This is a genomic window from Bacillus cereus group sp. N8, assembly GCF_016483685.1.
GTDB classification, from domain to species: domain Bacteria; phylum Bacillota; class Bacilli; order Bacillales; family Bacillaceae_G; genus Bacillus_A; species Bacillus_A proteolyticus.
In genome coordinates this window covers 330,271-350,605 of record NZ_JAEHBK010000002.1, presented here as the reverse complement: position 1 = coordinate 350,605, position 20,335 = coordinate 330,271, and the positions used below count along the sequence as shown (strand labels likewise).

The window sequence follows — 20,335 nt, the reverse complement described above, 5'->3', positions numbered from 1 at the left end:
GCTTCTTTTCCTTTTGTCCAGTTATATAAGGGATTTTAATTGAATATAGTTAAAGTGGATAGCATCAAGGAGGTGTGACATGAGTCAGCAAGGTGTATTTACAGATTACTTTCATGAAGTAGAAAGTTGGTGTGAAAGTGTTCTTCAAGTATTAGATAGCCGTGCAATGGAAGTGTATGATGTCCATATGCTTGCTTATAAAATTCAAACGCTATTAGAGCGTATGAAAGAGCATGAATACGACACAGATGCCGAGTTTATGTATGAAATAAGTGATGATGTAGAACATATTCAACACCATTTACAGGAAGTATTTGTGCAAGAAGGAGAGGAATATGAACTATGTGAAAGAGGGGATAGCGAACGAGCTGTTCCGATTGGGGGGCATACACTCCCACCATTACCTTATCCATATAGTGCGTTAGAACCGTACATTTCACGAGAAATTATGATGTTACACCATGATAAACATCATCGTAGTTACGTGGAAGGATTAAATAAAGCAGAGAAGATGATGGAAGAAGCGAGAAAAACAAATCAATTTGATTTAATTAAGCATTGGGAAAGAGAAGCGGCTTTTCATGGATCAGGTCATTACTTACACACGATATTTTGGAATAACATGAAAAAAGATGGTGGTGGAAGTCCGAGAGGGGCTTTTTCACAACAAATTGAGCAAGATTTCGGAAGTTTTTTACGTTTTCAAAAGCATTTCACAGAAGCAGCTTCTAAAGTGGAAGGTTCAGGATGGGCGATTCTTGTATGGGTACCCCGTTCAGGAAGGTTAGAAATTTTGCAAAGCACGCTTCATCAATTGTTTACACAGTGGGATACGATACCACTCCTTGTACTTGATGTATGGGAACATGCGTATTATTTACAATATCAAAATCGAAAAGATGAATATATTAAAAATTGGTGGAATGTTGTAAATTGGCCTGATGTAGAAAAGAGATTTGAAAGTGCAAAGCAAATTGAATGGACGCCGTATTAGACGCATATCCCATGCGTCTTTTTTATTGGAGGTGGAAGGAAGATTTCGTTCATATTTTAAAAGGCCAAGCATACACTTGTACAAAAAGTGCCAAAAGGACGTGGGGGGGAAATATGAGACGAATTTGTATAATAATTACGCTAATTATAATGTATGCAAGCGTTATGCCGATTCCTACATATGCAAAAATGAACGGTGGTGTCAGTGCTCGTAACGCAGTTTTAATGGAGCAACAATCTGGTCGTGTACTTTATGGGAAATTAGAACATGAGCCACAAAAAATTGCGAGTATAACAAAAATTATGACAGCATTGTTAGCTGCTGAATCAGGAAAAATGAAAGAACTAGTATCGGTGAGTAATGAAGCAGTACGAGTAGAAGGATCAGCAATTTATTTAAAACCTGGACAAAAAGTGAAGTTAGAAGATTTAGTCTACGGATTAATGCTTAGATCAGGTAATGATGCAGCACAAGTAATTGCTGAAAATGTGGGAGGAAGTATAGAAGGGTTCGTATATTTAATGAATGAAAAAGCGAAAGAAATCGGAATGAAAGATACGCACTTCTCAAACCCGCATGGCTTGGATGGGGATGGATCGCATTATTCGTCGGCTTATGATATGGCATTATTAACGAAATATGCAATGGGGAACGAGACCTTTAAGAAAATTTTTGGAACAAAAACGTATAAATCAGATTCTTGGGATTATCCGTGGAAAAATAAACATAAGCTTGTGACATCTTATTATGAATTTGCAACAGGAGGAAAGACAGGTTTTACGAAGAAAGCAGGACGGACACTTGTTACGACAGCTTCAAAAGATGGACTAGATTTAATTGTCGTAACTTTGAGTGCTTCTAGTGATTGGGATGATCATATGAATTTATTTGACAAAGGTTTTGAACGTTTCAAGCAAACGAAAGTTTTAGGACAAGGAGCACTCGCTGAAATAAATGAAAAGAAATATGCTAATCATGTTTATACGAAAAATAGTTTTTTCGTGCCTTTAACTGAAGAGGAAAAAAAGAGCGTGGTATTAAAAGTTGAACTCGATAAAAGTGTAAAACTTATGGATGGAGTAAAAGTTGGAAAGACAGATGTTTATGTTGGCAATGAGAAAGTTGGAGAACGGAATTTATTTTATAGTAAACGGAAGTTAATAGCTACAACGGGAATGTATTGGAATAATGTGCAAGAAATTTTTTCTTATATGATAGGTGTTGGGAACGATGGTTAATCTCGTCTGGGCAGCGATGGCGATCATAGGGATTGTATATGCCATGATAAACGGAACGATGGAAGAAGTAACTAAAGCTGTATTTGACGGGGCAAAAGATGCAGTAACAATTTGTATAGGACTTATTAGCGTTTTAGTATTTTGGCTTGGTTTAATGAAAATTGCAGAGGAAGCAGGGTTATTAAAAAAGTTAGTTACACTTTTTATGCCGATAATAAAAAGGTTGTTTCCAGAAATACCGAAAGATCATCCGTCAATGGGATTTATTTTATCGAATATGATGGCAAACTTTTTTGGATTAGGTAATGCAGCGACCCCTCTTGGTATTAAAGCGATGGAACAATTGAAAGAGTTAAATGGAGGGAAGGATTCGGCCAGTCGCTCTATGGTGACGTTTCTCGCATTAAATACATCAGCGATTACTTTAATCCCTACTACTGTCATTTCGATTCGAATGACTTATGAATCAGCAAATCCTACCGAAATCGTTGGGGTAACATTCATTGCACAAGTACTCTCTATGATTGGAGCAATTTGGATTGACCGCTATTTTTACCGAAGAAGGAGTAGAAAGGGGCGGAAAAAATGAGTATTGTAAATACAATTTCATTATGGGTCATCCCTTGTGTAATCGGTTTTATCCTTTTATATGGCACGATAAAAAAAGTTCCGACGTATGAATCGTTTGTTGAGGGAGGAAAAGAAGGGATTCAAATTGCAGTTTCCATTTTACCGTTTATGGTGGGAATGCTTGTATCCATTTCGATTTTTCGAGCGTCTGGAGCGTTAGATGCGATGATATCTGTAATGAAGCCGATGTTAGACTTAATTCATGTCCCAGCGGAAATTGTTCCACTAGCACTTATACGTCCTATTTCCGGATCGGCTGGTTTAAGTATTACGACTGATTTAATTGCGACATATGGGCCAGATTCGTTTATTGGAAGATTAGCTTCAACGATGCAAGGTAGCACAGATACGACCTTTTATATTTTAACAGTATACTTTGGGGCTGTTGGTATTAGAAAAATGGGAGATGCATTAAAGGTAGGGCTTTTTGCAGATTTGATCGGAATTATTTGCTCGATTGTGTTTGTTTCTCTATTGTTTCGGTAATGCTATTCATTTTTTGCGCTATTTCGCTTATAATACGTATACGACCACTATTAACGTGTAGTTTAATAGTGGTTTTTTTATGCGGTATTTTTGACAAAATGATGAACTTTTATTGTGAGAAATATGAAAAATGTGGACAATAATAAAGGGTAAAAACATGATTTGACCTTTATATGTTTATTATCATCGCTATGTTGTTTAAGTGAGAAGGAGCGAATAGCCGTAAAGCGTATGCGGTTGCCAAGTCTTTCTAATGTAAGGTAAGATAAATTCGAGGTGAAAAAAAGAAATGGAACGATTACAAAAAGTGATTGCGCAAGCAGGTATTGCATCGAGAAGAAAGGCTGAGGAATTAATTCAGCAAGGAAAAGTGAAAGTTAATGGGAAAATAGTGAAGGAGTTAGGAACAAAAGTAACTCCTCAAGATAAAGTAGAAGTAAATAACATCCCTCTTGAAAAAGAAGAACCTGTTTATTTTTTACTATATAAACCAACTGGTGTAATTTCGAGTGTATCAGATGATAAAGGAAGAAGTGTTGTAACAGACTTTTTCCCTGAAATCAGACAACGTTTATTCCCAATCGGACGTTTAGATTATGATACGTCTGGCGTATTATTGATGACAAACGATGGAGATTTCGCCAATGTATTAATGCACCCGAGATATAAAGTTGAAAAAACATATGTTGCAAAAATTAAAGGACCATTAACAGGTGAGAAAATTCGCATGTTAGAACGAGGCGTTATGTTAGAAGATGGGAAAACAGCACCAGCAAATGTGAAAATTACTTCTTGGGACAAGCGTAAAGAGACGGCAATTGTACAATTAACGATTCATGAAGGACGTAACCGTCAAGTACGTCGTATGTTTGAAGCGTTAGACTGTAAAGTAGTAAAATTAAAGCGTGAACGTTATGCTTTCTTAGAAGTAGGAAGTCTGCGACCTGGTGATGCGAGAGAATTGACACCTCATGAGGTGAAACAATTACGCGCACTTGCTTCTACAAAGCCAAGATAAGTTATAGAGTTAAAATTTCACCAGTGGAGTACTCTGCTGGTGATTTATTCAATACAACATTTACAGAAGATAATACATAACATTTACCGAGGAGAGGAGAGGTAATATGAAGAAAAATCGCTTATTATTTCGTGTTATTATTCTACTCATTTTATGTGGTGCTGTAGGATTTACCCTTTATCAAGGATTCTTTGCTAATAAAGAGAAAATGCAAATCGGAAAAGAAGCACCTAACTTTGTTGTGACGGATTTAGAAGGGAAGAAAATTGAACTAAAAGATTTAAAGGGTAAAGGTGTATTTTTAAACTTTTGGGGCACGTGGTGTAAACCTTGTGAAAAAGAAATGCCTTATATGAATGAATTATATCCAAAGTATAAAGAAAAAGGCGTTGAAATCATAGCGTTAGATGCAGATGAAACGGATATTGCAGTAAAGAACTTTGTGAACCAATATGGTTTGAAATTCCCAGTTGCCATTGATAAAGGACAAAATATTATAGGAACATATGGAGTAGGTCCATTACCGACAAGCTTTTTGATTGATAAAGATGGAAAAGTAGTGGAGCAAATTATAGGTGAACAAACGAAAGAACAGTTAGAAGGCTATTTAAAGAAAATTACTCCGTAATAAAGAAAGCCTTTACATAAGAGGTGCATGTCAATAGCGCCTCTGATTTAAAAATTCTGAGTATTGCGGTAACTTGAGGTTAGAATATACAATAGTACATATAGATACAGGGGCGGTGAGAGTGTTGAAAGAAATTAAATGTGAATGTGGACATGTTAATCCGATAGGAACCATTTTTTGTGAAGCTTGTGGGAAACCATTTGAAAGCAATGAAAATGTAAAACTATTGGATATGCGCTATGAGGGGAGTGCACGGAGATCTCTCACGCAAACAAAAACGATAGTCGATAAAATTTGGAGCTTTTTCTCTTCTGTAAAAGTGGGTGTATGGCTAATCGTAATAACTTTAGCTGCATCAGCGATAGGAACTATTTTTCCGCAAGAAATGTACATAACTCCAGGGATTGCACCAGCTGAATATTATAAACAAGAATACGGATTTTTAGGACAATTGTACTATCAATTAGGATTTAATAATTTATACGGTTCATGGTGGTATATGATTTTGATTGCTTCTATCGGTATTTCACTTGTGATATGTAGTTTAGACCGCGTTATTCCACTTTATAAAGCTTTAAAAAAGCAAGGCGTAAAAAGACATCCTAGCTTTTTAAAGAGACAGAGATTATATGGGACTGGTACACCTCAAGATGGTGATCTGGAAAGAGTGCAAAAGAATTTAAAGAAAAGAAACTATAACGTGAAAGTGGAAGACGGAAACGTTTTAGCAGAAAAGGGACGCTTCTCGCGTTGGGGTCCATATGTAAATCATATCGGTCTTATTATCTTTTTGTTCGGTGCAATGCTTCGTTTTTTACCGAGTATGTACGTAGACGAAGCTCTTTGGTTACGTGACGGTGAAACGAAAGAAATACCAGGGACGGATGGACAATACTATTTGAAGAACGAAAAGTTTATCAAGGAAGTTTATGATAAGAGTAAGGACAAAGAAGTTTATGATGAAGCGATTGATCGCGTTGGTGATAAAATGATTGCGAAAAACTTCCAAACAAATGCTGTATTATACAAAACGGTAGGAGAAAATATAGCGGGTCAAAAACCAAAATTAGAAAAGGTAAAAGAAGCGGAAATTCGCGTGAATGAACCACTGAAATTTGATCAATTTGCAGTGTATCAAGTGGATTATAAAGAAAGTGAATTTAAAAGTATGTCCTTTAACTTGCAAAATAAAGAAAATAATCAAAAGTGGGGACCGATTAAAGTAGATTTAACGAATCCTAAGGAAAAATATGATTTAGGAAATGGTTATTCTCTAGAACTATTAAGCTATTTTCCTGATTTTTATTTTGATGAGAATGGAAAACCAAATACAAAAACGAAATTACCAAACAATCCTGCATTTGTATTTAAAATGTTTACACCTGAAACACCAGATGGTGAAGTGAGTTTTGTTGGTATTCAGCAAAATATAGAACCTGATGGAAACAACAAATATAAAATGTCGTTTGCAGGTGTTGAAATGCAAAATGCAACAGCACTTACTGTAAGAAAAGATTTAACGCTTTGGATTCTCGGTATTGGAGGATTTATATTTATGGTTGGTGTCATTCAAGGTATGTATTGGAATCATCGCCGTATTTGGATACAACGTGTTAATGATGAATGGTGGATTGCAGGGCATACGAATAAAAATTGGTTCGGTTTAAAGAAAGATATTGAAAGAGTAATAGAAGGTACAGCAATTCCACAGCCAAATGATAAAGTAATTGATAAAAAAATTAGTTAAGGTGGGGAAACGATATGGTGCAAATAAGTAGTAACTTTCTCTTTACCGCATTTATTTTATATTTAATTGCGACTCTATTTTTTGGGGGAGCCATTAAAGAAAAGGGTCATAAATGGGCAAATGTAGGAATAACGATTACAATTTTAGGGTTTATAGCACAAACAGTATATTTTGTTACAAGGTGGATTGCATCAGGTCATGCGCCAGTTAGTAACTTTTTCGAATTCGGTACGTTTTTCGGTATGATGCTTGTCGGAGCATTTATTGTAATGTATTTTATGTACCGCGTAAGTATAATTGGACTATTTGCATTACCAGTTGCTCTTTTATTAATTGCCTATGCAAGTATGTTCCCGAGGGAAATATCCCCGCTTATCCCATCTTTAAAAAGTAACTGGTTACACATTCACGTGACGACTGCAGCAGCAGGACAAGCAATTTTAGCAATTAGTTTTATTACGGGCGTTATGTATTTATTGAAAAATGTAGATCAATCAACGAGAAGTAAACGTACATTTTGGTTAGAAACGGTAGTGTTCACACTTGTTTGTACAGTTGGATTTATTGCAGTAACGACAGTATTCTCCAGTATGAAATATGAAGCTAAGTTTCAATGGATTGATAAAAATGAACAACAAGTCGAGATGAAGTATAATCTCCCAGCTTTAGTTGGACCACATGAAGGGAAGTTACTGACAGAAAATAAACTAGAACCGACAGTCGAAGTTCCAGCAATTGTAAATGCGAAAAAATTAAATACTGTTATTTGGTCAGTAATAGTTGGAACACTACTTTATATTGTATTAAGACTTGTTTTACGCAAACGAGTATCAGCGGCACTTCAGCCACTAGTAAAGAATACGAATAGTGATTTACTAGATGAAATCGGATATCGATCTATTGCGATTGGATTCCCAGTTTTCACATTAGGTGCGCTAATTTTTGCGATGATTTGGGCTCAAATAGCATGGACGCGTTTTTGGGGGTGGGATCCAAAAGAGGTTTGGGCACTTATAACGTGGCTCTTTTATGCTGCAGTATTACATTTGCGATTATCTAAAGGATGGCATGGGGAAAAATCAGCGTGGCTTGCAGTAATTGGTTTTGCGATCATTATGTTTAACTTTATTGTAGTGAACTTAATCATTGCGGGTTTACATTCATATGCATAGAGAAATAAAATAGGAGAGTGTATGTCACTTTCCTATTTTATTTTTGTCAAATTTTCTTCTTTTTTGAGAAAAACATGACAAAGTAGCGGTTGATTTTGTAAAATGATGTCGAGGACATAATATACTGTTCAAATAAAATACATAGTTTTGGAAAAAAATTGAACAAACTTTATTATTCTTGTGAAGCATAATATGGAAAGTGAAACGTTTAAAAAATATTTTGTTAAATGAGAATAAGTGCAACATAATATTGTAGAAGGGTAGGTGTGAACCGTTGCGCTAAAATGCGTAGCGGGTAGAAATGGAAAATGAATCAAGAATATTAATTGTAGACGATGAGGATCGTATTCGTCGCTTATTGAAAATGTATTTAGAAAGAGAGCAATACACAATTGAAGAAGCTGATAATGGTGATACAGCTTTAGAAATGGCCTTACAAAATGATTATGATTTAATCTTATTAGATCTTATGATGCCTGGTAAAGATGGTATCGAAGTGTGCAAAGGGGTTCGTGAGAAGAAAGCGACACCAATTATTATGCTGACAGCAAAAGGTGAAGAAGTAAATCGGGTACAAGGGTTTGAGGTAGGAACTGATGATTATATCGTGAAACCATTTAGCCCACGTGAAGTAGTGCTTCGTGTGAAAGCGGTGTTACGTCGTGCTGTACCAACAACATTCTTTACACAAGATACAACGACGAAAGATGTTACTGTGTTCCCGCACTTAACAATTGATAACGATGCACATCGTGTTACAGCAGATGGTAATGAAGTGAATTTAACACCGAAAGAGTATGAATTACTATTATTCTTAGCGAAAGCTCCAGATAAGGTGTTTGACCGTGAGCAATTGTTAAAAGAAGTATGGCAATATGAATTCTTCGGAGATTTACGTACAGTTGATACGCATGTAAAGCGTTTACGTGAGAAGTTAAGTAAAAAATCACCAGATGCTGCGAAGATGATTGTTACCGTTTGGGGCGTTGGTTACAAGTTTGAGGTTGTGAACGACTGATGCTTTGGAGAAGTGTAGTAGGGAAGTTATGGATGACCATATTACTTCTCGTTTCGTTTGTTCTTGGATTTGTTGCGATTTTACTTTCGCAGTTTTTTAGAACATATTATGTTGATATGAGTGAAGCTAGGCTTCAAAAAGTTGCAACAAGTGTTTCAGAGTTAATTGAAGAAGGTGCCGATGTCAAAACGATTGAGGATATCGCCTACAAATTTTCTGACCCACTTTCAAGGATTATCATTGTAGAAGACGGTAAGGAAATTTCTTCTTCACCGAAACAAGAAGGATTAGTTACGCTTACAATGGATGATTTGAAAAATGATAAAGAATTAGCAGCTGTATTTACAGATAAAAAGGAAATCAAGAATAATATTAGAAAAGCCTCTAATAGTAGAAAAAATAAAAACACGGAAAATGATATTATGATTGTCGGGAAACCAGTGCAGTCAAAAAATCAAAGTGCAGTGTTTGTATATGAATCTTTACAAGTGCCGATACAAGGTATGGAGAGAACGACTGATTTTATTTTCTTATCAGCCGGGATTGCGATTATTTTAACAACTTTCTTTGCATTCTTCTTATCTACCCGAATTACAGCGCCGCTCCGTAAAATGCGTGAGGTTGCTTTTGAGGTGGCGCGCGGGAAATTTGATACGAAAGCCCCTATGGTGTCGCAGGATGAAATTGGGGAGCTCGCAACTGCTTTAAATCAAATGGGTAAGCAGTTGAAGTTTAATATGAATGCTCTGCAGCAGGAAAAAGAGCAGTTAGCTAGCATTTTGAGTAGTATGGCGGACGGTGTTATTACGTTAAATCAAGAAGGTGAAGTCGTTGTTATCAATCCACCGGCAGAAAATTTCTTACAAGTTTGGCAAGAAGAAAAAGAAGTAGAATTAAGTAAAAAACTTCCTTCTGAACTTGTTGAACTATTCCATCTCGTTGTAGAAAGCGAACAACAACAGGTTGTTGAAATTAATTTGCAAAAAGGTAACTACGTAGTTCTTATGACACCGCTTTACAATCAAACGAAAATTCGTGGAGCAGTAGCAGTATTGCGAGACATGACGGAAGAGCGTCGTCTTGAGAAAATGCGTCAAGACTTTATTGCGAATGTATCACATGAACTTCGTACACCGATGGTAATGCTTCAAGGGTATAGTGAAGCGATTTTAGATGATATTGTGCAAACAAAAGAAGAAATTAATGAGTTTGTTCAAATTATTTATGATGAATCTGTTCGTTTAGGTAAACTTGTAAATGAGTTATTAGATTTAGCACGTATGGAAAGTGGTCATGTAGAGTTACATATAGGTGAAGTTGATATTCATCCTTTTGTCGAAAAAATTGGCCGTAAATTCCAAGGGATTGCAAAGGATAAAGAAGTTCAATTAACAGTTGATTTCCAAAGCCCAATTGAACAATATCCGTTTGATGCAGATCGTATGGAGCAGGTATTGACGAATTTAATTGATAATGCAATCCGTCATACAAATGCGGGTGGACATGTTACACTTGTAATTAATACGGAAAATAGTGGCCTTGCTTTTGAAGTGCAGGATTCAGGTGCGGGTATTCCAGAAGAAGATATTCCATTCTTGTTCGATCGGTTCTATAAAGCTGACAAAGCGAGAACGCGTGGGAAAAAGGTTGGAACTGGACTCGGGCTTGCGATTGCTAAAAATATTGTTCAAGGTCATGATGGAAAGATTTCTGTATCCAGTGTCGTTGGAGAAGGAACTACATTCTCTGTATATTTACCAAATCGTATAATTTAGATATGTATGTTTTTAAAAAGTGATAATGAATAAAAGCTCTACTGTTTTTTATTTTTTTGTAAGTTCAATTAAATAAAGAATGGTAGAGTTTTTTTCTTTAATAATCAGTATGAAAAAAGAGAGGTGTCATAATGAAATGAAACTTTATACAAAAACAGGAGATAAAGGGGAAACGAGTGTAATAGGTGGCCGAGTGGATAAAGATCATATACGTGTAGAAGCTTATGGCACGATTGATGAGGCGAACTCTCACATCGGATACGCGCTGTCAAAATTGCAAGAGGAATGTTTTCGTGACATTTATAACGAGCTTGAAAATATTCAACATGAACTATTTGATTGTGGAGGAGATCTAGCAATAGTAGAGAAGAAAATCCCCTATAAAGTAACGATAGAGATGGTCGAGTATTTAGAGAGAAGAATCGATTCCTATACAGAAGAAGCGCCGCCATTAGAACGTTTTATTTTACCAGGTGGTAGCGAGGCATCAGCTACAATACACATTGCACGTACAGTTATAAGAAGAGCAGAACGTTGTATAGTGTCGTTGCAAAAAGAAGGAGAAACCAATGAAATTGTTCTGAAGTATGTAAATAGGTTATCTGATTATTTGTTTGCGGTAGCTAGAGTAATAAATGCGCGTTTACAAGTGAAAGATGTGGAATATAACCGCAGTGCACTTGTTTTTCGCAATAAAAAAGAGAAGGAAGTGGAGTAATTCACTTCTTTTTTTGTATACTTTTTTCTATAATATCCCACAATAGAGAAGGTATGACGGTTATTAGAAAACGGAGGATGTATATGAAAGCGTTAAAATGTGGCGTGGTGATATTGAGTATATTATTTTTATCTCAATTACATGTTTATGCTGAAGAGAATCAGTGGATATGGCCTGTTGATGGGCAGGTAAGTGATTATTTTGGGACAAGACATGGGAAACACTATGGTATTGATATAGCTGCGTCCATTGGAACGCCTGTTGCAGCTATTCAAAATGGTAAGGTGACAAAGTCTTATTTTTCAAGTAGTTATGGAAATGTTGTGTTTATTAAACATGGAGAATATGAGGCTGTTTATGCGCATTTAAATAAGAGATATGTAGTTCAAGGGGATAATATTTCAAAAGGAGAGCGAATTGGAGAGGTAGGGAATACAGGAGAATCGCGAGGAGCGCATTTACATTTAGAAGTGCATCAAGGAAGATGGACGATGGAGAAAAGGAATGCGATGAATCCGTTACTTGTTTTAAATGAACAAAAAAACCAAGTCGTTTCATCATCATTATATGTTGTACAAAAAGGTGATACTTTAGTTAGTATTGCTCGGAGATTTAGTATGACAGTTGAGGAAATCAAAGTGAGAAATGGATTACGACAAGAGCAAATCTATCCGAACCAACAACTATACGTTAAGTAAAGGAAACTTCTCAAAGTATAACTTTTGAATAGATTTTTAAGAATACGATAGTAAATGAATTTATATCGACGTTTCGACAAGAAATGTTGACTTAGCAATAACATACGAGGATAAGAGTAACCTATTCTTAACGAAAAACCGTCCCAAAAAATCTTTTGGGACGGCTTCTTTTACCAAAAAATAAAGACACATATAAATCCAGAAATAGCTAAGTAGCTATATAAGTAAAAGACTTTTGTTCTTGTTTTTTCTTTTGTCCGAAATAGTACGATAGTTGGTTCGATTAGACCAATTGTAAGACAAAGTAAACCAAGAAGCATAAAGCCAATTGAAAGAGAATACAGGGCGATTTGTGGTGCTTGAAATGGAATCATCCATTTTAATAAAAATGCAATAAGTGCAGTGTAACAAATGCTACCGATGTATTTATTCAATGGTGTATTAGAACGGAAACCAGGAAGTTTCTTGGAAAAAGGACGGGAAACAACTTCCGTTTGTAAAGATGTATGTTCTTCAATTATTTTTTGAGCTTCTTTTCCTTTTTGGAAAAGGGATAAAATCCAGTTTCGCTCACCTTGAAAAATAAATTGAGAAGTTGTTAAATAGTGATCAACTTTTACCTTATTCCAACTCTTCCATGGATGACGCTCACATAATTTTAATTTACTTTCTGTTTTTTTATCATACTGATAAATACTTATGCCATCTTGGTCAAAAGTAGCGTAGTATGTCTCTCTTGAGAATGTGCCTAGATCAATTGGACAGTAGAAAAGTAATTCTTTTTTTAAATAAAAGTATTCTTTTCTTAAGTTCTTTTTCATTGCTTCTCGAATAGAGTGTCTTTTATCTTTCTTCATGACATTTCCTCCATAACTCAGAAAATGTTCTTATCTTAACAATTCAACATCTTATCACTTTTAACGATATATGACTAGGGGATTCATAAGAGAAATACCGAATTATAAAAAATATGGGTTGTATTGTAAAATATATTGATTGTATCTTTGATTATATAAAATTAATAACTTATTTTTAATAAGTTACACTTTTTTTGTTCACAATACGATTATGTTGTTGTATAATGAAGTGGAAAATAGAATATCGGTCTATCTTCGGGGCAGGGTGAAAATCCCGACCGGCGGTGATGAACAGTTAATAATTTCGTTCTAAGCCCGCGAGCCGTTAAGGCAGGATTTGGTGTGATTCCAAAGCCGACAGTATAGTCTGGATGGGAGAAGATGGAGGTTCATGCGTTCAAAAAAGATAAGTATTTGAACGTCTGTTTGATGTGCCTTAAAATTCTCCCTTTGTGTAAATCGCAAAGGGTTTTTTCGTTCTATGAAAAAATAGGCATAGCAGAACCTTTCCACTTTCCATGAGAAGATCGATGGAAAAGGAGAGAGAAAGATGAAACAAAAAAACAGTGTAGTGCAGATGGTGAGTGTAGCGATGCTAAGTAGTATTGCGTATTTACTAATGATGTTGGATTTTCCATTCCCAGGGCTTCCGCCATTTTTAAAAATTGATTTTAGTGATGTGCCAGCTTTAATTGCGGCGATTATTTTTGGGCCGATTGCAGGAGTAATTGTAGAAGCGATAAAAAATATTTTACATTACGGGATTCAAGGAAGCTTAACGGGAGTGCCAGTTGGAGAAATTGCAAACTTTATTGCAGGGTGTTTATTTATTGGACCAGCAGCTTTCTTATTTAGAAAGTATCGTACTGTAAAGAGTTTAACGACAGGATTAATGCTTGGGACAATTACAATGGCGTTAATCATGAGTGTATTAAACTACATCATCATATTCCCAGCTTACACTTGGTTTTTAAATTCACCAGCTATGTCTAGTGATGCTATAAAAACAACGGTTGTAACGGCAATCTTACCATTTAATTTAATTAAAGGAATTGTAGTGACAATTGTATTTGTAGCGTTATTCTCACGCTTGAAAGTATGGGTGTTTGCAAAAATGAATAATGCATAAAATATAAAGTGAAACTTTAATCAGTGGGGGTTTTGTTCATCCCCCGCTGATTATTAGCCTTCACCAATCGGGCCTTTACGGGCAGCACGCCCCTCACCTAACTTATTTGCTTTCGCTGAATTTTGAGGTGGGGGTCTTACTGCTCGGCGAATAGTGAGGTAAAATAAAACCATTAGTAGTATGGACTACTAATGGTTTTTTATTAAGCAGAATGAAAATAGAAAACAAAAAATACCCCTCATCCATATGAGGGGCATTTTTTGAAGTTAATAAAAGACTATTCGAATTTTAAAGAGTCGCCATCAAATGATTCGTCAGCAACTTTAATTGAGTCAGTTGGACAGCCTTCGAATGCATCCATCATATCTTCAATTAATACATCTGGAATTTCAACGATACCTTGGTTATCGTCTAATGTCACAAATGCAATACCTTCATCATCATAGTCATAAATGTCTGGTGCAGCAGCGCCACAAGCACCACATGCAATACAAGTATCTTTATCAACGATTGTATATTTTGCCATCTTTTTTCCCTCCTGATAATATGTATGTGAAAAGTTCGTCAAAAAATTATAACCTTATTGTAAAACGGTTTTTAAAACTTTTCAACATAAAATTATAATGATAATGCTTATCAATTAGGGTGTCAACTTGTTTTTGAATTATTTCATAAGATTTTCAAAATACTTAAATGTTATTTCGTTTGATACAATAGAATATATACAAGCATGTAGTGTGAATATGATAAGTTAAATGCGATCGTATTGAAAAAGGAATGAAGTTAGACTGAAAGGTGGAAGCGGTAATGCAGCTACAATATACTTTATTATATTGTTTAAAACAATTGAATGGTGAAAGAACCGTTTCTTCGATTTATTATTTGTTAAAAGGAAAGAGATCGTCGCAAACATTACAAGATGGGAATATGTTTCAAATTTCTTTTTTGTTTGGGATTTATAAATCATTAAATAGAGCTGATTATGATCAAGAAGTTGCAAAGTTGTTACAGACGGATTTAGTGCAATCTATACATGATAATACATACGTGTTAACGACTGCGGGTATCATGCAATTAAACAAATGGGAAGATGAATTTGCCTTTCCGACGTATTTACATGGTTTACACTATGGTGAAATAGGTGAAACGTTTTGGAAGAGATTATCATTAATCGTTCAAACCATTTCGAATATACAACAGGCAAATGCGAAATTTATTCCAATTCAACAGGATACAGAAATAATGATGTGGGTGAAACGTTTTCTCACGGGAATACCATATACGAGAAATGAATTGGCTAAAAGATTGTGGAAGGAGATGCATACTCTTTTACAAAAAAATAATTCAGTAGAAGCGACAATCGTAACATACCGGTTAACTGGCTATGAACGTATTGGGTGTACTTTACAACAATTAGCGGAAATTACGAAACAAGATGTATTTCGAGTGTACTTTTTATTTTGGGGTACAATTCATTTCCTTATTCAAGAAGTTCGCAATAAAGAAAATGAATTTCCATTATTAGCTGAAATTATTTCTTATCCAAATGAGAAAGCTGATTTATTTAGCTTATCAACGAAAAAAACATATAATTTTTGGAGACAAGGACGCTCTTTAGAAGAAATAGCGACAATTCGGAATTTAAAGGTTGCCACGATAGAAGATCATTTTGTGGAGATTGCTTTACGAGAAAAAGAATTTTCTATTGAGATGTTTATGGAAAAAGAAAAAATAGAAAAAGTATCAAAAGTAATTGAAGCATTACAAACACGTAAATTGCGTGTGTTGAAGCAAGCGGTTGGAGAGGGAATCTCTTATTTTGAAGTCCGTCTTGTATTGGCACGGATGGAGGGTATTAATGAAGCTTGAGGAATATTTATATAAGTGGTTTGGATATTCTGAATTTCGTCCGGGGCAAAAAGGAGTTATTACGGACTTATTGGAAGGAAAAGATGTTGTAGCAATGCTTCCGACTGGAAGGGGAAAGTCAATGTGTTATCAACTTCCAGGGCTTCTGCAAGAGGGGACGGTGCTTGTTGTATCACCACTATTATCTTTAATGGAAGACCAAGTTACGCAATTAAAGTATGTCGTGAAAAATCGAGTTATTGCATTTAATAGTTTTCGGACGTTAAGTGAAAAAAGAGAAGCAATGAAAAAGCTATCTTTTTATAAATTTGTTTTCGTATCACCCGAGATGTTGCAGTCGGAACTCCTAATAAGAGAATTGAAAAAAATACATATTTCATTATTTGTCGTAGATGAAGCGCATTGTATTTCACAATGGGGATACGATTTTCGGCCAGATTATAAAAAATTAGATAAAGTAATTGAGAGTATCGGATCTCCAAATGTATTAGCATTAACAGCGACTGCTACAAAGGATGTACTGCAAGATATAGCGGAAAGTTTAAATCTAAAAAATGTCGCTGAGCATGTGTATTCAATTGATCGTCCAAATATTGCGATGGAAGTGCAATTTGTGGAAACGATAGAAGAAAAAAAAGAGGCGCTTTTTGAGCATATAATGTATTTGCAAGGACCTGGTATTGTTTATTGCTCAAGTAGGGCCTGGACAGAGCGTTTAACCGAGTACTTAAGAGGAAAAGGAATTACAGGTGTAGCTTTTTATCATGGTGGTATGGAACATGAAGAGCGTATGTTAATTCAACAACAGTTTATGAATGACCAGTTGCAAATTGTAATATGTACAAGTGCTTTTGGGATGGGGGTCAATAAGGCGAATACAAGATATATTATTCATTTTCAATATCCAACAAATGTAGCTTCTTATTTACAAGAAATTGGAAGAGCGGGGAGAGATGGTGAGCCAAGTATAGCCATTTTGCTATGTAGTCCATTGGATCATGATTTGCCAATTTCAATCATTGAAGATGAATTGCCAAGTAAATCACAAATACAATTTTTATTTTCGTTACTACAAGAAAGAATGTTTCAAACGAAAGTATTACCAATAGAAGATGTAGAAGAAATTTGTTATAATGCAGCAAGATTTAATGAACAATATTGGCGTTTTATCCGTTATCATCTCGAATATCTTGGAATCATACAACGGCGAAATCTTCTGCTAGAGAGCTTGTCAGATGAAATAATGCACAGATTAATAGCGGAAGTGGAAGTGAGATTGCGTAATAAATATAGTGAGCTAGAAAATATGAAGTCATGGATACAAGTTCAAGGATGTAGGCGTGAATATTTATTACAACAGTTCGGTTATAGAAAGGAAAAAGAGATAGAAAACTGTTGTGATTACTGTGGTATTACAAAAACAGAGTATAAAAAAAGACGAGCGCAACAGTCTGTTTTCGACTATAATTGGGAAACAGAGTTACAAAAGCTTTTCGGCCTAGGGAAGATGGAGGAATGATGAACATTCAAAGGCAAAATGTTGAAGATATGAGTCCGAGGGAAATAAGACTGAATCTATACATAACACAACTAATCATTATTGGCATCGGTTGTTTACTAGCATACATATTATTTCAAGATAAAAGAGAAGTTTATAGTTTATGGAAATGGGAACCCATTTCTATACTTGTACTAGGTGGCTTATTAGCGATTTGTATTGTGTTATTAGATTATGTTGCAATGCGAGTGTTTCCAGAATCTTGGTTTGATGATGGTGGCATTAACGATAGAATGTTTCAAGGAATCTCGGTCATGCATTTACTCGTTATCACGTTTATTATTGGCTTTGCGGAAGAGTTTTTATTTAGAGGTGTAGTGCAGACTCATTTTGGAATTGTAATAGCGAGTTTAATTTTTGCTGTGTTACATATTCGGTATATAACGAAGCCTTTTTTGTTTTGTTTCGTCTGCTTTATTAGCTTTGTTTTTGGTTATGTATTCGAGTGGACAGGAAATTTGTTTATAACAATCTTTGCACACTTTCTTGTTGATTTTATAATGGGACTCCAATTAAGAAAATAAATGGAAGGTGGTGGTGAACAACATGAGAAAACGAATTCCTAATTTTGAAGAGGAGTTAGAAGTTGAGCGAGTGGAAGAAGATGAAGGTTTACCGCCGCGTAGTGAAGTTCGTAGAAATAAAGAGAAAAAACCAAAATTTAAAATGAATCATATTTTCGTCCGAGTTTTAACATTTTTATTCATATTGTTACCTATTAGTATTCTATGGTATACAGATAAATATACACAGGTGAAAAATGATAGTAATAATGCTGGGAAAAGTGCGTTTGAAGTGATTTTCTTTGATTCAGCTAAGACTGAATCTCAAAAGCAGTCTGAGAAAGTAGCAACTCATATTGTGAAAGATGGAGAAAGCTTAGAAAGTATAGCGAAGCAATATTTCTCAGATGAAAATGGGATGGAAGTAATTAAAAAGTATAATGATTTGCAAGAAGACGAAGTGAGAGTAGGACAAGAATTAAAAATTCCTATAAAAGATAAGTCTGCGAAGTAAGAGAGCGAGTTAAATGAGTGATATAAAATAGCTGCATATAAAATGAAGGACTATACTTTACGAGGAGGGAGAGTAAAAATATATGACATGGATTATATTATTATGTACTCTCATATGCATTGGTTTTGTATGTCTTCTTGGAATGTATAAAGAAGCGATGCGTAATACTGTGCTGGAACATACATTAGTATTCGAAGAATTTCCGGAAAGTTTTCAAAAAGTTAATGTTTTTTTTATTTCGGATATTCATAGAAGGGTCATTTCTAGCTCGCTAATTGAACGAGTGAAAGGGAAAGCGGATATCGTAATTATTGGCGGCGATTTAGCTGAAAAAGGAGTACCTTTATCGCAAATCTCTTTAAATATTCAAAAGTTAAGAGAAGTAGCCCCTGTATATTTTGTATGGGGAAATAATGATTATGAAATTGAATATCACGAATTAGATGCTTTATTGTTAGAAAATAAAGTGAAGGTATTAGATAATACAAGAGTTGTATTTGAGTCTGAATTAGGAGAGAAAATTTGCTTGCTCGGTATCGATGATGTTGGATTAGAACGAGATCGTTTAGATTTAGCATTGGCTGATTGTAAAGAAGAAGGTTTTCGCATTTTAATTAGTCACAACCCTGATATAATAAAAAAAATGTCTGGTAAAGAGCAAATTTCGCTCGTGTTAAGTGGGCATACACATGGAGGACAAATTCGGTTGTTTTCATCTGAAAAACATTTAAAGGGTGGCATATATAAGCATTTTAATATGACACTATTTGTTAGTAATGGGTATGGAACAACATTGTTTCCTCTTCGTTTTCGGGCACCTTCTCAAACGCATATCATTACGTTGTGTGGAGGGAAATAATGCCAACTTCAAATGGAAATTATAATATAAAAGCTGTTTCGAATATACTCGGAATTCAACCGAGTACACTTCGCGCATGGGAAAGACGCTATCATATTATTGCCCCAAAAAGAAATCATGCGGGGCATCGTTTGTATACAGAAGAGCATATTCATATTTTGAAATGGTTAATGAACAAGGTTTCTGAGGGGATGATGATTGGACAAGCCGTTCAGTTATTAGAAGGGAATCGGTTGCAGAACAATATTCAAATAGAAAAAATTCCTGATAAAGAAGTTGTTTTAGTGGACGATATACTACAAGCTTTGTTAGAATTTGATGAAATTACAACTTCTGCATTATTAAACGAGGTTTTTAGTATATATTCAACGGAAAAAGTTGTTATAAGCATCGTTCTTCAAGTCGCAAACAAGTTGTTAATTTTAAAAAATAATAATGAGATTACAATGTTACAATTCAAATATGTTGTATCATTCTTACAAACACGTCTAGGAATGATTTATCATAATGCATCAGTGTATTCTTCCGTTAACAAAGTTTTCGTTTTGGAAAATAATATATTAAAAGGATTTATTTTCGCGACGTATTTACGAATAAAAGGATATCAAGCAATATATATGGGGACAAGTTTAGATGAAGAAGGTATTTTACTAGCTATTGAACAATTGCAACCTAAGTATTTGTTTATATCTTTTGATGATGAACGAGAACTTGAAGAGGCAGTAAGATTTATTGATTTGTTGCAAGCAAAAAATAAAAATCTCTTTGTTGGTTTTATAGGAAGAAAAAGCATTGGGGATCAATTAAATCTTCAAAATATCCTTATTGGTAACACGAAAGAAGAATGGGATAGATGGATAAGAATGTCAGAATAGTTGTTCGAAAAGAACCATCTATTTTCTATTTCATATAATAAAAATTAGA

21 protein-coding genes and 1 riboswitch are annotated in these 20,335 nt (G+C 35.0%); of the genes, 19 read left to right on the top strand and 2 right to left on the bottom strand.

Annotated features, from left to right (window positions below; translation table 11 throughout):
- Positions 1–79 precede the first annotated feature (79 nt).
- The 12 genes from JDS80_RS05890 (at position 80) to JDS80_RS05835 (ending at position 12,122) form a co-directional block, all read left to right on the top strand.
- Positions 80–994, top strand: coding sequence for a superoxide dismutase (locus JDS80_RS05890; protein WP_199637436.1), 915 nt, complete (start codon positions 80–82; stop codon positions 992–994).
- A 113-nt stretch (positions 995–1,107) separates the two neighbouring features.
- Positions 1,108–2,232, top strand: a complete 1,125-nt coding sequence (gene dacB, locus JDS80_RS05885) for a D-alanyl-D-alanine carboxypeptidase DacB (RefSeq protein ID WP_071744874.1) — start codon at positions 1,108–1,110, stop codon at positions 2,230–2,232.
- Positions 2,225–2,821, top strand: a complete 597-nt coding sequence (gene spmA / locus JDS80_RS05880) for a nucleoside recognition domain-containing protein (RefSeq protein WP_199637435.1) — start codon at positions 2,225–2,227, stop codon at positions 2,819–2,821. The genes dacB and spmA overlap by 8 nt, the downstream gene beginning before the upstream one ends.
- A complete protein-coding gene (spmB, locus tag JDS80_RS05875; RefSeq protein WP_002201161.1) occupies positions 2,818–3,348 on the top strand; it encodes a spore maturation protein SpmB in 531 nt (176 codons plus the stop codon). The genes spmA and spmB overlap by 4 nt, the downstream gene beginning before the upstream one ends.
- Before the next feature lie 289 nt (positions 3,349–3,637).
- Entirely contained in the window at positions 3,638–4,366 is a 729-nt protein-coding gene (rluB, locus tag JDS80_RS05870) for a 23S rRNA pseudouridine(2605) synthase RluB (protein WP_199637434.1), read from the top strand.
- 106 nt (positions 4,367–4,472) lie between these two features.
- On the top strand, positions 4,473–4,994 hold the full coding sequence (gene resA / locus JDS80_RS05865) for a thiol-disulfide oxidoreductase ResA (protein ID WP_199637433.1): 522 nt from the start codon (positions 4,473–4,475) through the stop codon (positions 4,992–4,994).
- 121 nt (positions 4,995–5,115) lie between these two features.
- Positions 5,116–6,741 (top strand): cytochrome c biogenesis protein ResB, encoded by a 1,626-nt coding sequence (resB, locus tag JDS80_RS05860; RefSeq protein WP_199637432.1) that lies wholly within the window; start codon positions 5,116–5,118, stop codon positions 6,739–6,741.
- Between the two features lie 14 nt (positions 6,742–6,755).
- Positions 6,756–7,913: a cytochrome c biogenesis protein ResC gene (resC, locus tag JDS80_RS05855; RefSeq protein WP_002011757.1), complete on the top strand. Its 1,158-nt coding sequence runs from the start codon at positions 6,756–6,758 to the stop codon at positions 7,911–7,913.
- Positions 7,914–8,214: 301 nt separating this feature from the next.
- Positions 8,215–8,931 carry a DNA-binding response regulator ResD gene (gene resD / locus JDS80_RS05850; protein WP_000426861.1) on the top strand — a complete coding sequence of 239 codons (717 nt, stop codon included), beginning with the start codon at positions 8,215–8,217 and terminating at the stop codon, positions 8,929–8,931.
- Entirely contained in the window at positions 8,931–10,706 is a 1,776-nt protein-coding gene (gene resE, locus JDS80_RS05845; RefSeq protein WP_083595866.1) for a sensor histidine kinase ResE, read from the top strand. The genes resD and resE overlap by 1 nt, the downstream gene beginning before the upstream one ends.
- Positions 10,707–10,842: 136 nt before the next feature.
- Positions 10,843–11,424: a cob(I)yrinic acid a,c-diamide adenosyltransferase gene (locus JDS80_RS05840; RefSeq protein WP_071770158.1), complete on the top strand. Its 582-nt coding sequence runs from the start codon at positions 10,843–10,845 to the stop codon at positions 11,422–11,424.
- Between the two features lie 83 nt (positions 11,425–11,507).
- The gene (locus JDS80_RS05835) at positions 11,508–12,122 is read left to right on the top strand and encodes a peptidoglycan DD-metalloendopeptidase family protein (RefSeq protein ID WP_199637430.1); all 615 of its coding nucleotides are present in this window, start codon (positions 11,508–11,510) and stop codon (positions 12,120–12,122) included.
- Positions 12,123–12,292: 170 nt separating this feature from the next.
- On the opposite strand, the gene JDS80_RS05830 is transcribed toward JDS80_RS05835, so the two are convergent.
- Entirely contained in the window at positions 12,293–12,979 is a 687-nt protein-coding gene (locus tag JDS80_RS05830) for a hypothetical protein (protein WP_002117606.1), read from the bottom strand.
- A 247-nt stretch (positions 12,980–13,226) separates the two neighbouring features.
- Positions 13,227–13,366, top strand: a riboswitch (FMN riboswitch).
- Positions 13,367–13,529: 163 nt separating this feature from the next.
- Between JDS80_RS05830 and JDS80_RS05825 the strand changes: the two genes are divergently transcribed.
- A complete protein-coding gene (locus JDS80_RS05825; protein WP_000810848.1) occupies positions 13,530–14,108 on the top strand; it encodes an ECF transporter S component in 579 nt (192 codons plus the stop codon).
- A 277-nt stretch (positions 14,109–14,385) separates the two neighbouring features.
- On the opposite strand, the gene JDS80_RS05820 is transcribed toward JDS80_RS05825, so the two are convergent.
- Complete coding sequence (locus JDS80_RS05820; RefSeq protein WP_001151994.1) at positions 14,386–14,634, bottom strand: ferredoxin; 249 nt, start codon at positions 14,632–14,634, stop codon at positions 14,386–14,388.
- A 281-nt stretch (positions 14,635–14,915) separates the two neighbouring features.
- Here JDS80_RS05820 and JDS80_RS05815 point away from each other — a divergent pair, with 281 nt between their 5' ends.
- From JDS80_RS05815 to JDS80_RS05790, 6 genes are all read left to right on the top strand, one after another.
- On the top strand, positions 14,916–15,977 hold the full coding sequence (locus JDS80_RS05815) for a YpbB family protein (RefSeq protein ID WP_071744882.1): 1,062 nt from the start codon (positions 14,916–14,918) through the stop codon (positions 15,975–15,977).
- Positions 15,967–17,496, top strand: a complete 1,530-nt coding sequence (locus tag JDS80_RS05810; RefSeq protein WP_071770156.1) for a RecQ family ATP-dependent DNA helicase — start codon at positions 15,967–15,969, stop codon at positions 17,494–17,496. Before JDS80_RS05815 ends, JDS80_RS05810 begins: the two co-directional genes overlap by 11 nt.
- A complete protein-coding gene (locus JDS80_RS05805) occupies positions 17,496–18,059 on the top strand; it encodes a CPBP family intramembrane glutamic endopeptidase (protein WP_001025786.1) in 564 nt (187 codons plus the stop codon). Before JDS80_RS05810 ends, JDS80_RS05805 begins: the two co-directional genes overlap by 1 nt.
- 22 nt (positions 18,060–18,081) lie before the next feature.
- Positions 18,082–18,552, top strand: coding sequence for a LysM peptidoglycan-binding domain-containing protein (locus JDS80_RS05800; RefSeq protein ID WP_071770155.1), 471 nt, complete (start codon positions 18,082–18,084; stop codon positions 18,550–18,552).
- Between the two features lie 82 nt (positions 18,553–18,634).
- A complete protein-coding gene (locus JDS80_RS05795; RefSeq protein ID WP_199637428.1) occupies positions 18,635–19,411 on the top strand; it encodes a metallophosphoesterase in 777 nt (258 codons plus the stop codon).
- Positions 19,411–20,286, top strand: coding sequence for a MerR family transcriptional regulator (locus JDS80_RS05790; protein WP_199637426.1), 876 nt, complete (start codon positions 19,411–19,413; stop codon positions 20,284–20,286). Before JDS80_RS05795 ends, JDS80_RS05790 begins: the two co-directional genes overlap by 1 nt.
- Positions 20,287–20,335: the final 49 nt, after the last annotated feature.

Excerpts from the sequence above, each read along its gene's own strand:
- JDS80_RS05805 (WP_001025786.1), top strand. The coding sequence starts at position 17,496 with ATGAACATTCAAAGGCAAAATGTTGAAGATATGAGTCCGAGGGAAATA.
- JDS80_RS05825 (WP_000810848.1), top strand. The coding sequence starts at position 13,530 with ATGAAACAAAAAAACAGTGTAGTGCAGATGGTGAGTGTAGCGATGCTA.
- JDS80_RS05820 (WP_001151994.1), bottom strand. The coding sequence starts at position 14,634 with ATGGCAAAATATACAATCGTTGATAAAGATACTTGTATTGCATGTGGT.
- resA (WP_199637433.1), top strand. The coding sequence starts at position 4,473 with ATGAAGAAAAATCGCTTATTATTTCGTGTTATTATTCTACTCATTTTA.
- JDS80_RS05790 (WP_199637426.1), top strand. The coding sequence starts at position 19,411 with ATGCCAACTTCAAATGGAAATTATAATATAAAAGCTGTTTCGAATATA.
- resD (WP_000426861.1), top strand. The coding sequence starts at position 8,215 with ATGGAAAATGAATCAAGAATATTAATTGTAGACGATGAGGATCGTATT.
- spmB (WP_002201161.1), top strand. The coding sequence starts at position 2,818 with ATGAGTATTGTAAATACAATTTCATTATGGGTCATCCCTTGTGTAATC.
- JDS80_RS05840 (WP_071770158.1), top strand. The coding sequence starts at position 10,843 with ATGAAACTTTATACAAAAACAGGAGATAAAGGGGAAACGAGTGTAATA.
- JDS80_RS05800 (WP_071770155.1), top strand. The coding sequence starts at position 18,082 with ATGAGAAAACGAATTCCTAATTTTGAAGAGGAGTTAGAAGTTGAGCGA.
- JDS80_RS05795 (WP_199637428.1), top strand. The coding sequence starts at position 18,635 with ATGACATGGATTATATTATTATGTACTCTCATATGCATTGGTTTTGTA.
- JDS80_RS05835 (WP_199637430.1), top strand. The coding sequence starts at position 11,508 with ATGAAAGCGTTAAAATGTGGCGTGGTGATATTGAGTATATTATTTTTA.
- JDS80_RS05810 (WP_071770156.1), top strand. The coding sequence starts at position 15,967 with ATGAAGCTTGAGGAATATTTATATAAGTGGTTTGGATATTCTGAATTT.
- rluB (WP_199637434.1), top strand. The coding sequence starts at position 3,638 with ATGGAACGATTACAAAAAGTGATTGCGCAAGCAGGTATTGCATCGAGA.
- JDS80_RS05815 (WP_071744882.1), top strand. The coding sequence starts at position 14,916 with ATGCAGCTACAATATACTTTATTATATTGTTTAAAACAATTGAATGGT.
- resE (WP_083595866.1), top strand. The coding sequence starts at position 8,931 with ATGCTTTGGAGAAGTGTAGTAGGGAAGTTATGGATGACCATATTACTT.
- JDS80_RS05830 (WP_002117606.1), bottom strand. The coding sequence starts at position 12,979 with ATGAAGAAAGATAAAAGACACTCTATTCGAGAAGCAATGAAAAAGAAC.
- resC (WP_002011757.1), top strand. The coding sequence starts at position 6,756 with ATGGTGCAAATAAGTAGTAACTTTCTCTTTACCGCATTTATTTTATAT.
- spmA (WP_199637435.1), top strand. The coding sequence starts at position 2,225 with ATGGTTAATCTCGTCTGGGCAGCGATGGCGATCATAGGGATTGTATAT.
- JDS80_RS05890 (WP_199637436.1), top strand. The coding sequence starts at position 80 with ATGAGTCAGCAAGGTGTATTTACAGATTACTTTCATGAAGTAGAAAGT.
- dacB (WP_071744874.1), top strand. The coding sequence starts at position 1,108 with ATGAGACGAATTTGTATAATAATTACGCTAATTATAATGTATGCAAGC.